Annotated in this window: 12 protein-coding genes and 2 pseudogenes; 5 read left to right on the top strand and 9 right to left on the bottom strand. The window is 71.3% G+C overall.

The features are described from left to right. Nucleotides 1-2: 2 nt before the first annotated feature. From F0357_RS08660 to F0357_RS08650, 3 genes are read left to right on the top strand one after another with little or no spacing between them, the layout of a single operon-like run. On the top strand, nt 3-1,139 hold the full coding sequence (locus F0357_RS08660) for an ATP phosphoribosyltransferase regulatory subunit (RefSeq protein ID WP_153479958.1): 1,137 nt from the start codon (nt 3-5) through the stop codon (nt 1,137-1,139). Beyond that, complete coding sequence (gene hisG, locus F0357_RS08655) at nt 1,136-2,104, top strand: ATP phosphoribosyltransferase (RefSeq protein WP_153479957.1); 969 nt, start codon at nt 1,136-1,138, stop codon at nt 2,102-2,104. Before F0357_RS08660 ends, hisG begins: the two co-directional genes overlap by 4 nt. Beyond that, complete coding sequence (locus F0357_RS08650) at nt 2,101-3,411, top strand: glycoside hydrolase 5 family protein (protein ID WP_153479956.1); 1,311 nt, start codon at nt 2,101-2,103, stop codon at nt 3,409-3,411. Before hisG ends, F0357_RS08650 begins: the two co-directional genes overlap by 4 nt. A 208-nt stretch (nt 3,412-3,619) precedes the next feature. Here the strand turns inward: F0357_RS08650 and F0357_RS08645 are convergent, their stop codons facing one another. The 5 genes and pseudogenes from F0357_RS08645 to F0357_RS08625 all read right to left on the bottom strand — a co-directional run bounded on the left by F0357_RS08645 (nt 3,620) and on the right by F0357_RS08625 (nt 7,426). After that, a complete protein-coding gene (locus F0357_RS08645; RefSeq protein ID WP_153479955.1) occupies nt 3,620-3,832 on the bottom strand; it encodes a hypothetical protein in 213 nt (70 codons plus the stop codon). Nucleotides 3,833-3,941: 109 nt separating this feature from the next. Beyond that, nucleotides 3,942-4,673 carry an NrsF family protein gene (locus F0357_RS08640; protein ID WP_153479954.1) on the bottom strand — a complete coding sequence of 244 codons (732 nt, stop codon included), beginning with the start codon at nt 4,671-4,673 and terminating at the stop codon, nt 3,942-3,944. Then, nucleotides 4,670-5,260: an RNA polymerase sigma factor gene (locus F0357_RS08635; RefSeq protein WP_153479953.1), complete on the bottom strand. Its 591-nt coding sequence runs from the start codon at nt 5,258-5,260 to the stop codon at nt 4,670-4,672. Before F0357_RS08635 ends, F0357_RS08640 begins: the two co-directional genes overlap by 4 nt. Nucleotides 5,261-5,604: 344 nt before the next feature. Beyond that, nucleotides 5,605-7,130, bottom strand: a pseudogene (locus F0357_RS08630) (D-arabinonate dehydratase). 83 nt (nt 7,131-7,213) lie between these two features. Further along, the gene (locus F0357_RS08625) at nt 7,214-7,426 is read right to left on the bottom strand and encodes a hypothetical protein (RefSeq protein ID WP_153479952.1); all 213 of its coding nucleotides are present in this window, start codon (nt 7,424-7,426) and stop codon (nt 7,214-7,216) included. On the opposite strand from F0357_RS08625, the gene F0357_RS08620 reads away from it, so the two are divergent. Continuing rightward, nucleotides 7,418-7,567, top strand: coding sequence for a DUF3096 domain-containing protein (locus F0357_RS08620; RefSeq protein WP_153479951.1), 150 nt, complete (start codon nt 7,418-7,420; stop codon nt 7,565-7,567). The two genes, F0357_RS08625 and F0357_RS08620, sit on opposite strands and share 9 nt — an antisense overlap. Before the next feature lie 55 nt (nt 7,568-7,622). Continuing rightward, nucleotides 7,623-8,135: an NUDIX hydrolase gene (locus F0357_RS08615; protein WP_208948266.1), complete on the top strand. Its 513-nt coding sequence runs from the start codon at nt 7,623-7,625 to the stop codon at nt 8,133-8,135. On the opposite strand, the pseudogene thpR reads toward F0357_RS08615, so the two are convergent. From thpR to F0357_RS08595, 4 genes and pseudogenes are all read right to left on the bottom strand, one after another. Then, nucleotides 8,090-8,634, bottom strand: a pseudogene (thpR, locus tag F0357_RS08610) (RNA 2',3'-cyclic phosphodiesterase). The gene F0357_RS08615 and the pseudogene thpR overlap by 46 nt on opposite strands. 399 nt (nt 8,635-9,033) lie before the next feature. Further along, nucleotides 9,034-9,816, bottom strand: coding sequence for a Bax inhibitor-1/YccA family protein (locus F0357_RS08605; RefSeq protein ID WP_153479950.1), 783 nt, complete (start codon nt 9,814-9,816; stop codon nt 9,034-9,036). Nucleotides 9,817-9,989: 173 nt separating this feature from the next. After that, nucleotides 9,990-12,617 (bottom strand): ABC transporter permease, encoded by a 2,628-nt coding sequence (locus tag F0357_RS08600; protein ID WP_153479949.1) that lies wholly within the window; start codon nt 12,615-12,617, stop codon nt 9,990-9,992. Then, the gene (locus F0357_RS08595) at nt 12,614-13,366 is read right to left on the bottom strand and encodes an ABC transporter ATP-binding protein (RefSeq protein ID WP_153479948.1); all 753 of its coding nucleotides are present in this window, start codon (nt 13,364-13,366) and stop codon (nt 12,614-12,616) included. Before F0357_RS08595 ends, F0357_RS08600 begins: the two co-directional genes overlap by 4 nt. Between the last annotated feature and the right edge of the window lie 173 nt (nt 13,367-13,539).

Here is a 13,539-nt window from a genome sequence, read left to right as displayed (position 1 = left end):
CCATGATCCGCGCGCCCGTCCCGCCGCCGTCCGTCATCGAGGCCCTGCGGCGCCTGCTCGAAGGGGCGGGCCACCATTTCGTCGCGCCCGGCGTGCTCCAGCCGGCCGAGATGTTCCTGGCGCTCGCCGGCGAGGATCTGCGCCGCCGCATGTTCCTCACCGAGGGGCGCGACGGCAGCGAGCTTTGCCTGCGCCCCGACATGACCATCCCGGTCTGCCGGCTCCATCTCGACGAGGGGGCGGCCGAGCGGCAGGGCTTCTATACCTATCTCGGCCCCGTCTTCCGCCAGCGCGCCGACGGCGTCGGCGAGTTTCTCCAGGCCGGCATCGAGCGGCTCGGCGAGACCGACCGTGAGGCGGCCGACGCCGAGACCCTCGCGCTCGCCCTCGAGGCGGCCGGCGTGCTCGGGCTCGACGGCCACACCGGTGTCCGCATCGGCGACGAGGCCTTGTTCTCCGCCGTCGTCGAGGCGCTGCCCTTGCCGGTCGCCTGGCGCCGCCGTCTGATCGCCCTGTTCGGCGACACGCCGCGGCTCGCCGCCGCCCTCGACAAGCTCGACGGTCGTGCCGGAATCGACACGCCGGCGGCGGTTGCGGGTGCGCTCGCCGAAGCCGATCCGGCGACCGCCCGCGCCCTCGTCGAAGACATGCTCGCCGTCGCGGGCCTGAGCCCCGTCGGTGGCCGCAGCGCGGCCGAGATCGCCGATCGCCTGATCGAGCAGGCGACGCTCGCGGCCGGCGCCCGCCTCGCCCCGGAAGCGGCCGCGACCCTGCGCGCCTACCTCGCGATCGACGTGACCGCCGACGCCGCGGTCGACGCCTTGTCCCGCTTCGCCGCCAAGGCCGGTCTCGGGCTCGAAGCGGCAATCGGCGCTTTCGCCCGGCGCAACGATCTCCTCGCCGCGCGCGGCGTCGCGGTCAGCGACCTGCGCTTCTCGGCCGAGTTCGGCCGCCGGCTCGATTACTACACCGGCTTCATGTTCGAGCTTCACGACCGCCGCCAGCCGGAGCTCGGCCAGGTCATCGGCGGCGGCCGCTACGACCGGATGATGGCTCTGCTCGGCGCCCCCGCGCCGGTTCCCGCGGTCGGCTTCTCGGTCTGGCTCGATCGCGTCGTGTCCGAGGAGGCGGCGCGATGAGCGGGCCCTTGATCATCGCCGTCCCTTCGAAGGGCCGGCTTCAGGAAAATGCCGCGGCCTTCTTCGCCCGCGCCGGCCTGCCCTTCGTGCAGAACGGCGCCCGCGAATATCGCGCCCGGATTCAGGGCCTCGACGATGTCGAGATCGCCCTCCTGTCGGCGTCCGAGATCGTCGGCGAGGTTGCTGCCGGCCGCGTCCATCTCGGCATCACCGGCCTCGATCTCGTCCACGAGAGCGTGCCGGAGCCGGCGCAGCGCGAACGCCTGATCCATCTCGTCCAGCCGCTCGGCTTCGGCCATGCCGACGTCGTGGTGGCGGTGCCGAAGGCGTGGATCGACGTGCGGGCGATGGCCGACCTCGCCGACATCGCCCATGATTTCCGCGCCCGCCACGGCCGCTGGCTGCGGGTGGCGACGAAATATATCCACCTCGCCCGCGCCCATTTCGATGCCCACGGCATCGTCGATTACCGCATCGTCGAAAGCCTCGGGGCGACCGAGGGCGCGCCGGCGGCCGGCTCGGCCGAGCTCATCGTCGACATCACCACGACCGGCTCGACGCTCGCCGCGAATGCGCTGAAGATCGTCGAGGACGGCGTCATCCTGCGCTCCGAGGCCCATCTCGTCGCCGCCCGCGGCGCCGAGTGGAGTGCCCAGAACCTCGCGACCGTGCGTGCCATCCTCGACCGTATCCTGGCCGAGGCCCGCGCCCGTGCGGTGCGCGAGGTCCGCACCCGCCTTCCCGATGCGGCGGAGGCGGGCCGGGCGGCGGCCGAGGCGTTCGGCGGCACGGCCCTCGTTGCCGAAGGCAGCGAACTCGTCCTGCATTGCCCGGCCCGCCGGGTCTATGATTGCGTCGCCTGGCTCAAGGGCCGCGGCGCCAAGACAGTCGCCGTGTTCGCCGCCGAGGCGGTGTTCGAGCCCGAGAACCCGCTCGCCGACCGCCTCGCCGCGGCGGTCGCGTGAGGCGCGGCGGTCGACCGGGCCTCCTTCTCGCCGCCCTGATGGGCGCGGCCACCCTGACCGCGGGCACCGTGCCTGCCGCGAAGGCCGCGGACGTCCGCGTCTCCGGGCCGGATATCCTCGTCGACGGACGGCCGTTCCGCGTTCGCGGGGCGGCGGCGCTCTCCCATTTCGAGCTTCTGAAGGCGCTCGGTGCCGATGCCCTGCGCACCTATGGCGGCGACGGCGCGGCCGAACTCGCGGCGGCGCACCGGCTCGGCTTCAAGGTCCTGTTCGGGCTCTGGCTGGAGCCGCCGCGCCGCGGCTTCGATTATGCCGACGGAGCCCGGGTCGAGGCGCAGCTCCAGGCGATCGAGGCGATGGTGCGCGCCCGCAAGGACGACACGGCCGTGCTGCTCTGGGGCATCGGCAACGAGATCGAGCTCGAGGCGCCCGACCCGGACCCGGCGCTCCGCGCCGTCGAGGCGGCGGCGCGGCGGGTCAAGGCGATCGACCCCGCCCGTCCGACGATGGCCGTCCTCGCCGATGTCGGCACCGACAAGGTGATCCGTCTCAAGGCGCTCGCCCCGAGCATCGACGTCCTCGGCCTCAATTCCTACGGCGAGGCGCTGCCGAGCCTCGTCGGGCGCGCCCGCGCGCAAGGATGGACGGGACCCATCGTCGTCACCGAGCTCGGGGTCGTCGGCCAATGGCAGGTGCCGACCACGCCCTGGGGCGCGCCGATCGAGCCGACCAGCACCGTGAAATCGGGCCTGCTCGATCGTTATCTCGGCGCGATCGAGGATGCCGGCGCGGGCGACATCGCCTTCCTGTGGGGACAGAAGCAGGAGGTGACGCCGACCTGGCACGGCCTCCTGACCGCCGACGGGGATTGGATGCAGAGCGCCGAGGTGCTCGCGGCCCACTGGGGCGGTTCGGTGCCGGGTGATGACCGCGCGCCGCACATCGAGCGGCTCGCCTTCGAAGGCGCCGGCATCGGCGGCGCCGCCTCGGCGGGATCGGCAGCGGGCTCGTGGGACCAGTGGGGCTCGTGGGATCGCGGCGTCACGGCGCACGCGGTGCTCGCGGCGAGCGATCCCGACGGCGATCCGCTGACGGCGACCTGGACGATCCTCGAGGAAAGCCGCGACAGGCGGACCGGCGGCGATGCGGAAACGGTGCCGCCCGCGCACCCCGAGGGGCTCGCGACGGGCGGGCTCCAAGGCGCGACGATCGCGGGGCTGGCCCCCGGCCATTACCGCCTGTTCGTCACGGTGGCCGACGGCAAGGGCGCGGTCGCGACCGGCAATCTGCCGTTCGAAGTGCGCTGATCGCGCAAGGGAAGATCGTCTTTCGGGGAAGTGCCGGGCTCGGGCCTTGGCCTCGTGCGGGGAGCGCTGCGCTTCGACCCGCGGACGGCGATTGCCGTCTTAACAAACCGCAATGCGGCTGTTACATTCCGAAATATGCTGCGTCGTGCACGAGACGCATCGGGCCCCGTCGGGGATGGCATGCAGGGCCCGATGCGCTTCTCGCGGCTTACTGCTGCGTCGTGCCGCTCGAAGTGGTCTTCTTCTTCGAAGTGGTCGGCTTCTTGGTGGTCTTCTTCTTCGTGGTGTGCTTCGCGGTCGACTTCGAGGTCGTGGTGCTCGGGGTCGTGGAAGCGGTCTGGGCGAACGCCGGGGCGCCAGCGAGGGTCAGCGCCAGGCCGGCGGCCGAGAGGGCGAGGGCGGCGCGGTTGCGGATGATCATGGTCAAACCTCATCTCTAAGGAAGCCGTGGGGCGCGCCGGAAGCCGCTTCCCGCCGGCGTGACGATCTCGACCGTCACATTCATCCTTTCGATGGCCCCCTAGGAGCGGTTACACCCCCGCGAAAGATTTTTTGCTGGGCGGCGATTTTTTTTTCTGCGTCACCGTCAGGGCACCGTAGACGCCGCTCGCCACCACGACCGCGAGCACCACGAAGAAGTGGACGATCAGGTCCGTCGTGGCGCCGTCGAAGGGGCGGAACAGGCTGACGGCCGTCGAGGCCGCTGCGGCGGCCGCGAGACCGCCCACGGTCGCCGCCATGCAGCGGCGCAGCGGCGGCGCCGCCTTCAGCATCACCAGCATCAAAGCCGCGAGCGGGGCCGCGAACAGCACAACGAGGATGAGGCAGTCCCACACGTCGGCCCAGACGGTGCCGTCGGCGTCGGGGACCAGCCAGAGCTGGAAGCAGCTCAAGCCGCCGGCGCCGATCCACAGCGCGGCCGCCGGCAGCGGCAGCGCCGCCCAGCGGTCGTGGCGGTCGGGCATGCTGAGTTCGAAGGCGGCGAGCGCCGCCAGCACCGTGGTCAGCACGGAGCCGATCAGGGTGACGACGAGCTCTGGGGCGCCGTCGAACGCGCCGTCGAGGATATTCACGTCGAGCAGAATCGCGCCGGCGACGGTCGCCACCGCGACCGCAGCGAGCCAGCGCGTGGCGCGCGTCATCGGCGGCGCGAGCGGACGCACGGGGGCGAGATCGTCGCCGAGCACGGCGATGAGGTCGTCGTGGGCGTGGCTGTCGTCGGTCTTGGCGGGACGGCGTCCGATGGCGGGAATGCGCGTCATGTCCAGTCTCCACCGAGCTGCGCCCGCAGCGCCTTCAAGGCGCGGTGCAGGTTCACCTTCAACGCCCCCTTGGTGCGGCCCGTCGCGGCGGCCGCGTCGGCCAGCGAGATATCGCGCAGCGTCAGCATCTCGACCGCCTCCCGCTGGCCCGAGGGCAAGGTGGAGATCGCCTGCATGATGCTCGCGCCGAGCTGTGCCAGGCCGAGGCTTCCGTCCGGCTCGTGCTCCGGGGCGGGGTGGTTCTCGTAGGCGATCGGCTCGTGGACTTCGCGGGCGGCGGCGCGGCCGTGGCGGCGCAGAAGATCGACGGCGCGGCGCTGGGTAAGGGCACGCAGCCAGGCGGTGAACGACCGGTCGGGGTCGTAGCTCTGGCGGCTCTTGTGGATGGTGACGAGAACGTCCTGAACGACGTCGTCGATCTCGGAGAGTCCCACGCCCTGGCGTCGGGCCACGCTCTTGATGAAGGGAACGATGACGCGGAGAAGGGTGGTGTAGGCTCGCCGGTCGCCGGCCTGAGCCGCGACCATGAGCGCGCCCCAGGTGGCGTCTTGCGCCTGACTCGGGTCGTTCGGGATCGAAGGGGCCATAGACTGAACCGTGCGCTCGAGAACCGATCGTGACGCGGACTTAATGTGCGTCCATCGGGCCGCGCGAAACGGGCGAGACCAAGGCAGGTCGAAGGGGAGAATTCTCCAGGAAATCCGGCGCTCGGCCGGATCGCGGCCGGCGCATTCGCGGCAGCATTGGGGCAAGCCGAAAGAGTCCCGACGCGCGTCATCGCATCGCCTCCGGAGGGAGCCGTCCAACCGGCCCGTCAGCGCCTCCCCCGAGGGCAACGTCACGTCTTCCTCATGTCATTCGTTGGAACCCCCGCCACGGTTACGCCGTCGCGGTGACGATTTTTTTGCCGTGTTTGAAAGTCCGGCGCCGCTCACATCACGGCGCCGACCTGCCAGGGCACGAACTCGGCGTCGCCGTAGCCGAGGGCTTCGGATTTGGTGCGGGCTCCGGAGGCGACGGCGACGATGGTGTCGAAGATCTCCTGCCCCTTCGCCTCGATGGAGACGCCGTCGATGACGTCGCCGCAATTGATGTCCATGTCCTCGCTCATGCGGGCATAGACGTCGTTGTTGGTGGCGAGCTTGATCGAGGGCGTCGGCTTGCAGCCATAGGCCGAGCCGCGGCCGGTGGTGAAGCACAGGATGTTGGCGCCGCCGGCGACCTGGCCCGTCGCGGCGACCGGGTCGTAGCCCGGCGTGTCCATGAACACGAGGCCCTTTTCCGTGACCGGCTCGGCATAACGGTAGACCGCGGTGAGCGCGCCGGTGCCGCCCTTCGCCGCCGCGCCGAGCGACTTTTCCAGGATCGTGGTGAGCCCGCCCGCCTTGTTGCCGGGGAGGGATTGTTGTTCATGTCGCCGGCATTGCGGGCGGTGTACTCCTCCCACCAATGGATGATGTCGACGAGCTTCTCGCCGACGGCGCGGTTCACCGCGCGCCGCGTCAGCAGGTGTTCGGCGCCGTAGATCTCGGGGGTCTCCGAGAGGATCGCGGTGCCGCCGTGGCGGACGAGAAGATCGGCGGCGGCGCCGAGCGCCGGGTTCGCGGTGATGCCGGAATAGCCGTCCGAGCCGCCGCACTGGAGCGCCAGCACGAGCTCGGAGACCGGGATTGGTTCGCGCCGCGCCGCATCAACCGCGGGCAGCATCTCGCGGATCGCGGCGACGCCCGCCTCGACCGCCTTGCGGGTGCCGCCGGAATCCTGGATCGTCAGGGTGCGGAAGGTCTCGCTCTCCTCGAGCCCGTACTCGCTCTTCATCCGCCCGATCTGGAAAACCTCGCAGCCGAGCCCGACCATGATCACGCCGCCCATGTTCGGGTTCGCGGCGTAGCCCCACTGGGTGCGCTTCAGGAGGTCGAAGCCCTCGCCCTTCGAGGCCATGCCGCAGCCGGTGCCGTGGACGAGGGGGATGACGCCGTCGATGTGGGGGAAATCGGCGAGCACCCCGGAGCGGTTGATTGCCTCCGCCATGAAGCGGGCGGCGGAGGCCGAACAATTCACCGAGGTCAGGATGCCGACATAATTGCGGGTGCCGGCGCGGCCATTCGCCCGCCGATAGCCCTCGAATGTCGCCCGCTCAGCCGCGGGCACGAAGTCCGTCGGCCGCGCTTCCTCGGCGTAGCGATAATCGCGGGCGAAGGTCTCCATCGCGCAATTGTGCTCGTGGACCCAGGCGCCCGGCGCGATCGGTTGGGACGCCGCGCCGATGATCTGGCCGAACTTGCGGATCGCCTCGCCCGGCGCGATCGCCCGGGTCGCGATCTTGTGGCCCTTCGCGATCCGCTCGCCGATGACCACCCCCTCGACCGCCGTGCCCGCCGCGAGATTGTCGATGGCGACCACCACATTGTCCTCGGGGTGGAGGCGGAGGACGGCGCGGGCGGGGCGGTTGAGCATGGGAGGTCTCGTCGGGGTCTCGGGCGGGGGCGCCCGCGTTGCGGATAACGATAAGATACAAATAGAGCCGAACTTCGAAGGGCTCAAGATTGCGCGGCGGATCGGGCATCGAGTGCGAGATCGGCTTCCCGCGAGATCGGCTCGGTGGGCGAGATCACCTTGGCGGGCGAGATCGTCTTGGCGGGCGAGATCACCTTGGCGGGACGGAACGGCAGCCGCCGCTCCGGCGTTGTCCAGCCGTCCCGATCGCGCCGCCCGCGCGCGCTCGCAAGCCCCGGAGCCTCCCGATGGAACACATCGACATCGTGTTCGTGCCGCCCCTCGTCGCCCTCCTCATCGGCATCCTGATCCTGCTGGTGCCCCGCATCCTCAATTTTGCGGTTGCCGCCTATCTGATCGTCGTCGGCATCGTCGGATTGCTGCCGCTGTTCCACTGAGGCCCGGTCGGGTTAGGATGGCGCCTTCTGGTCCGCCTCCGATCCCGAGCGTCCGATGACATCTTCGACCAACATCCGGCCCGTTCCGGCGGCGCTCGCCGTCGTGGCGCGGGAGGGGCGCGTGCTCCTCGTCAAGCGTGGTAAGGCACCCGATCTCGGCCGCTGGGGCTTTCCCGGCGGGCGCATCGAGCCGGGCGAGCGCCATGCGGATGCGGCGGTGCGGGAACTGCGCGAGGAGACCGGCATCGAGGCCGAGGCGGGCGAGGCGATCGCAGTCCTCGACATCATCGGCGAGGCGGAGGGGCGTTCACCCACCATTTTGTGCTCGTCGCCGTCGCCTGCCACTGGATCGCCGGCGAACCGGTCGCGGCGGACGACGCCGCCGACGCCGCCTGGTTCGACCTCGCCGCGGTGGAAGACGAAAGCCTGCCCAAGAGCCGCGACGTCGTCTGGCTCACCCGCCGCGCGCTCGACGCGGCGGGTCGGTGAACGCAGGATCGCGTTCGGCCGGTATCGGAGCCTTCAGCTCGCCATCTCGAACAGGGGGAACGATTCCTCGACGAGATAGGGACCGCCGCCGACCGCGGCCCGGGCCGAGAACAGCACGAAGCGCGAGGCGATGAAGGGGGCGACGTCGAAGCCGCCGCGCAGTGCGAGCCAGGTCGCGACCTCGCTCGGGGCGGTGCCGCGCAGGCGGGCGAGGGTGACGTGGGGGTATATTTGCGGCCCTCGGCGGGTAGCCCAAGGCGCTGGAGGATACGCTCGTGCTCGGCCTGGAGCTCGGCGAGCGCGGGGGTCGGCGCCACGCGCGCCCAGAGGGCGTGGGGCTTGGCGCCGCCGAAACTACCGAGACCGGCGAGATGGATCTTCACGCTCGGCCGGCGCACGCGCATCAGCGCATCGGCGACCTCGTCCGCGGTGCGGTCGTCGACGTCGCCGATGAAGCGCAGGGTGATGTGGTAGTTCTCCGGATCGAGCCAGCGCGCCCCGCGCAGGCCGCCGCGCAGGCCTGAGAGCATGAACGCCGCGCTCTGAGGGATTTCGAGGCCGGTGAAGAGCCGTATCATGGCGCGCCTCCCTGGGGCCCGGTCCCTTGCGGACCATGCCCGAAGCCGTCACGCTCGGGAGAGCCGCCCCGCTGCGGGCGGTCCGAACGCGACACCCATGCCGTCCGCTCCCGACCGGAAACGAACGGCCCGAACTGCTCCAGCCCGTGCCGGGCGGCATCCCGCGGGAGGCCCCCGTCGGTCTGATTCGATCCCTCGCTCTATTGTGTCGGAGCGACCGCGGCGAATGACAAGCGGGAATGTGAGCGGGGCTTGTGCGGATCTTGGCTGGGCTTGGGCCGGCAATAGGCCGAGCCGGGGCTCGTCCCCGGCTTTCCCGCCCGCGGACCCTGCCGGAAAATGAAAAGGGCGCGGCCGTCGGCCGCGCCCCGAACTCTTTCAGAGATGCTCTGCCGGACGTCAGTCGCGGCGGCCGAACAGGCTGAGCAGCATCATGAAGAGGTTGATGAAGTCGAGATAGAGGGTGAGCGCGCCGAGGATCGCCTTGCGGCCGGCCATCGTGCCGTCGTCGGCGGCGTAATACATCTCCTTGATGCGCTGGGTGTCGTAGGCGGTCAGGCCGGCGAACACCAGAACGCCGATTACCGAGATCGCGAACTGCAACGCCGAAGAGGCGAGGAAAATGTTCACGAGCGAGGCGATCACGATGCCGATGAGGCCCATGAACAGGAACGAGCCCATGCCCGACAGGCTGCGCTGCGTCGTGTATCCGTAGAGGCTGAGCGCGCCGAACGAGGCGGCCGAGATGAAGAACACCCGGGCGATCGAGGCGTGCGTGTAGACGAGGAAGATCGACGAGAGCGACAGGCCCATCAGCGCGGCGAAGACCCAGAACATGATCTGGCCGGTACCGACGCTGACGCTGCCGATCCGCGCGCTGAGCAGGAACACCATGCCGAGCGGGGCGAGGAACACCACCCACTTCAGCGGCGAGACGAACAGGGCGTAGCCGATCTGGGTCAGATAGATGCTGCCGGCGTTGGCGACGGCGCCCGACGGGTCGGCGGTCACGGACAGGGCATAGGCGGCATAGGCGACGAGGCCCGTGATCACCAGCCCGATGGCCATGTAATTGTAGACCCGGAGCATGTAAGCGCGCAGGCCTGCATCGATGACGCCGGCCTCGGCCCGCGCCGACGGGGTGCCGAAGCGCGCGGAAGCGTTGCGGTCGAAGGTCGACATCGAGAAATTTCCTCTCCCGTTGTTCCATCGCACCGGGCACCGTGCCCGGTGGAGGCGAGCGGCGCGGACATCCCCTCCGCACGCACTTCGCCGCCCCGAATATGGCCTTTCGCCCCGCGCGCAACAAGGCTCGCCGCATTAAAGAGCGTCCATGTTCGCCCGTTCGGCCCGCCTCAGAGCTCGCGCAGCACCGCGGCCGGGCGGTGGCCGAGCGCCCGCCAGGTGCCGACGAGCCCGAAGCCGACGGTCACCGCGACCGCGAACAGGGTGAAGCCGGCCGCCGAGGCGAGCGAGAGGTGGAACGGGATCTTCATGATGCCTGCGACCACCGCATAGGCGGCGGCCGAGCCGGCGGCGACGGCGAACAGCCCGGTCGCGAGCGCCAGGATCAGATATTCGAGGCCGTAGATCGCGATGAGCCGCCAGCGGGTGGCGCCGAGCGTCTTCAGGATCACTGCGTCGTAGATGCGGCTCTCGTGGCTCGCCGCGAGCGCGCCGGCGAGGACGAGGATGCTCGCGGTGAGCGCGATGCCGGCGGTCGCGCGGATCGCCAGGGCGAGCTGGTCGACGAGGCCATCGATGGTCTCGAGCGTCTCCTTGACGCGCACCGCGGTGACGGTCGGGAAGGTGCGGCCGAGGTCGCGCATCAGCCGAACCTCCTCCGCCTCGCGCCCGCCGTCGGGGAACGAGAGGGTCGCGAGCTCGCTGTAGGGCGCCCCGGCGAAGGTGTTCGGCGAGAACACCATGACGAAGTTGATGCCGAGCGTGTCCCAGTCGACGGTTCTGAGGTTGGCGATGCGCGCTTCCAGGGTGCGGCCGAGCACGTTGACCTTCACGGTGTCGCCGACCTCGAGGTCGAGATCGCGGGCGATGTCGGCAGCGAACGACACCTGCGGCGGGCCCGACACGTCGGCCGGCCACCAGGTGCCGGCGGTCAGCGTCGAATGGTCGGGCTGCTTCGCCGCGAAGGTGATGCCGCGGTCGCTCGATAGCACCCATTCGACAGTCTTGGGCACCTTGTAATCGGCGACGGGAATGCCTTTGAGGGCGAGCAGGCGTCCGCGCAGCATCGGAACGCTCGTCACCGTCGCGCCTGGCGCCTCGGTCGTGAGGAAGGTCTTGAAGCCGTCGAGATCGGCGCGCGGCACGTCGAGGAAGAAGAAGCTCGGCGCCGTCGCCGGCAGCCGCCCGGCGAGTTCGTCGCGCAGATTGCGGTCGATGCCGGCGAGGGCGACGAGGAGGGTGAGGCCGAGCCCGAGGGAGAGCACCACCGTGCCGGTGAGCGCACCGGGCCGCCCGATCTCGGCGAGGGCGAGCCGGATCTCGGCGCGGCGGGGCCGCACGCTTCGGGCCATTGAGCCCAACGCCCAGGCGACGAGCCGCAGGAGCAGGAACGATCCGGCGAGCCCGACGACGAAGACGGCGGCGAGGCGGCGGTCCTCGGCGAGCCCGATCGCGAGCCCGGCAAGCGCCAGGGCGGCGAGGCCGGTCGCGATCGCATAGCCGCGCCGCGGCCGGCCGCCGCCGTCCGCCCCGATCCGGTCGCGCACGAGCACCGAGGGAGAGACGTCGTGGACCCGCCCGAGCGGCCACAGCGAAAAGACGAGGGCGGTCAGCAGGCCGTAGAGCGCGGCGAGGGCGAGCGCGCCGGGGAAAACCCCTCCGAGCCCACCGACCGGCAGCTTCGCGGCGAGAAGTGCGCCGGCGATCGGCGGCACCAGCGCGCCGATTACGAGGCCGATGACGATGCCGACCGCCGCGATGGCGATGACCTGGATGAGGGCCACGGCGAACACGAAGAGGCCCGAGGCGCCGAGCGAGCGCAGCATGCCGATGGTCGCCCGCTTGCGCGCGACGAAGGCGGCGACGGCATTGGCGACGCCAACGCCGCCCACCGCGAGCGCCGAAAGCCCGACCACCGTCAGATATTGGGCGAAGCGGCGCACGCTGTCGGCGAAGCCGGTCGCCGCCTCGCTGCGGCCGCGCAGCCGCCAGCCGGCATCGGGAAAGGCGGCGTCGAGCGCCGTCTTGCGCGCCGTCACCACCGCGTCCGGCGGCGCCGGCTCGCCGAGGATGATCCGCGTGCGCCAGGTGACGAGGCTGCCCGGGCCGACGAGGCTGGTCGCGGGCAGGGCGCGGGCGTCGAGCATGAGCCGCGGCCCGAGCTCGAAGCCCGAGGCGAGCCGGTCGGGTTCGCGGGCGATCAGGCCGGTGAGGCGCGCCTCCAGGGTGCCGACGGTGATCGGATCGCCGAGCTTGAGGCCGAGCCGGGCGGCGAGCGCCGGGTCGGCGAGGACGCCCCAGCGCCCGTCGTGCTCGGCGAGGAGGGCGTGGGGATCGCCACCGCCGGCGACGTCGAGGGTGCCCACCAGGGGATAGGCGCCGTCGACGGCCTTCACCTCGGCGAGCGTCTGGTCGCCGCTCGCTGGGCTGCGCGCCATCGCCCGGAAGGTCGCGACCGACGAGGTCGGGCCGAGCTTGTCCATCGCCGCCTGCTCGTCGGGCTGAAGCGGACGGTGGACGCGGCTCGTTTCGAGGTCGCCGCCGAGCAGCGCGCGGCTTTGCAGATCGAGGCTGTCGGTGAGCCCGCGGGCGAGCGAGCCGACCCCGGCGATTGTGGCGACGCCGAGGGCGATGCAGGCGATGAAGACGCGGAAGCCGCGGGTGCCGGTGCGCAGTTCGCGGCGGGCGAACAGGACGGCGAGCCGGAGCCGGCCGAGCCGCTGGCTCAAGGCCGAGCGCGGCGGCGGCTCCGACCCGGCCTCGGGCAGGTCCGCGAACGTCTCGAAGGAGCGGTTCATGCGGCGGGGCTTGCCTCGATGACACCGGCACGCATCCGCGCGGTGCGGCCGCAGGCCTGGGCGAGGCCGGCATCGTGGGTGACGACGACGAGGGTGGTGCCGCGCTCGGCGTGGGCGCGGAACATCAGGTCCACGATCGCGGCGCCGGTCGCCTCGTCGAGATTGCCGGTCGGCTCGTCGGCGATGAGGAGTGAGGGCTCCGGGGCGAGGGCGCGGGCGATGGCCACGCGCTGCTGCTCGCCGCCGGAGAGTTCCTGCGGCCGGTGGTGCAGGCGGTGACCGAGCCCGACCGCCGCGAGTTCGTGCTCGGCGCGGGCGAAGGGACGGCGCAGCCCCGCGAGTTCGAGCGGCACCGCGACGTTTTCGAGCGCCGTCATGGTCGGAATGAGATGGAAGGACTGGAACACGATGCCGACCCGGCGGCGGCGGAAGCGGGCAAGCGCGTCCTCGCTGAGGCCCCCGAGGGACGTGCCGGCGACCGTGACCGTGCCGCTGTCGGCCCGCTCGAGGCCGCCCATCACCATGAGGAGCGTCGATTTGCCGGACCCGGACGTGCCGGTGATGCCGAGGCTCTCGCCGGGCGCGATGGCGAGGTCGACGCCGTTCAGCACGTTGACGGCGGACGCGCCGCGGCCGAGCGCGAGGCGGACGCCTTCGAGCCGGACGGCGGACTCGCCGGGGCGATGCAGCCCGTTGCGCGGAGCCGAGCCGGCGGGCTCGGCGTCGGAGGCGGTGCCATCGGGGCGCATGCGGGTCCTCGGGCTCGACGACGGAACGCGGGAGCGCTCGGCTGAACGAGCGGCTCCCAGGGCTTGATATGGGTTTTCGCCCCGTCGTGGCCAGGGTTGCCGCGCACGCCGCGCCGGCTGTCGTTGCCGGGTACCGCTCGGGGCCGCGGTGCCCTATGTGGGGGAGGCCCCGT

Origin of the sequence: Segnochrobactrum spirostomi (assembly GCF_009600605.1) — a bacterium.
In the GTDB taxonomy this organism is placed as follows: Bacteria; Pseudomonadota; Alphaproteobacteria; order Rhizobiales; family Segnochrobactraceae; genus Segnochrobactrum; species Segnochrobactrum spirostomi.
The sequence above is the reverse complement of the archived record's forward strand: the minus strand, read 5'-3'. Positions and strand labels throughout refer to the sequence as shown.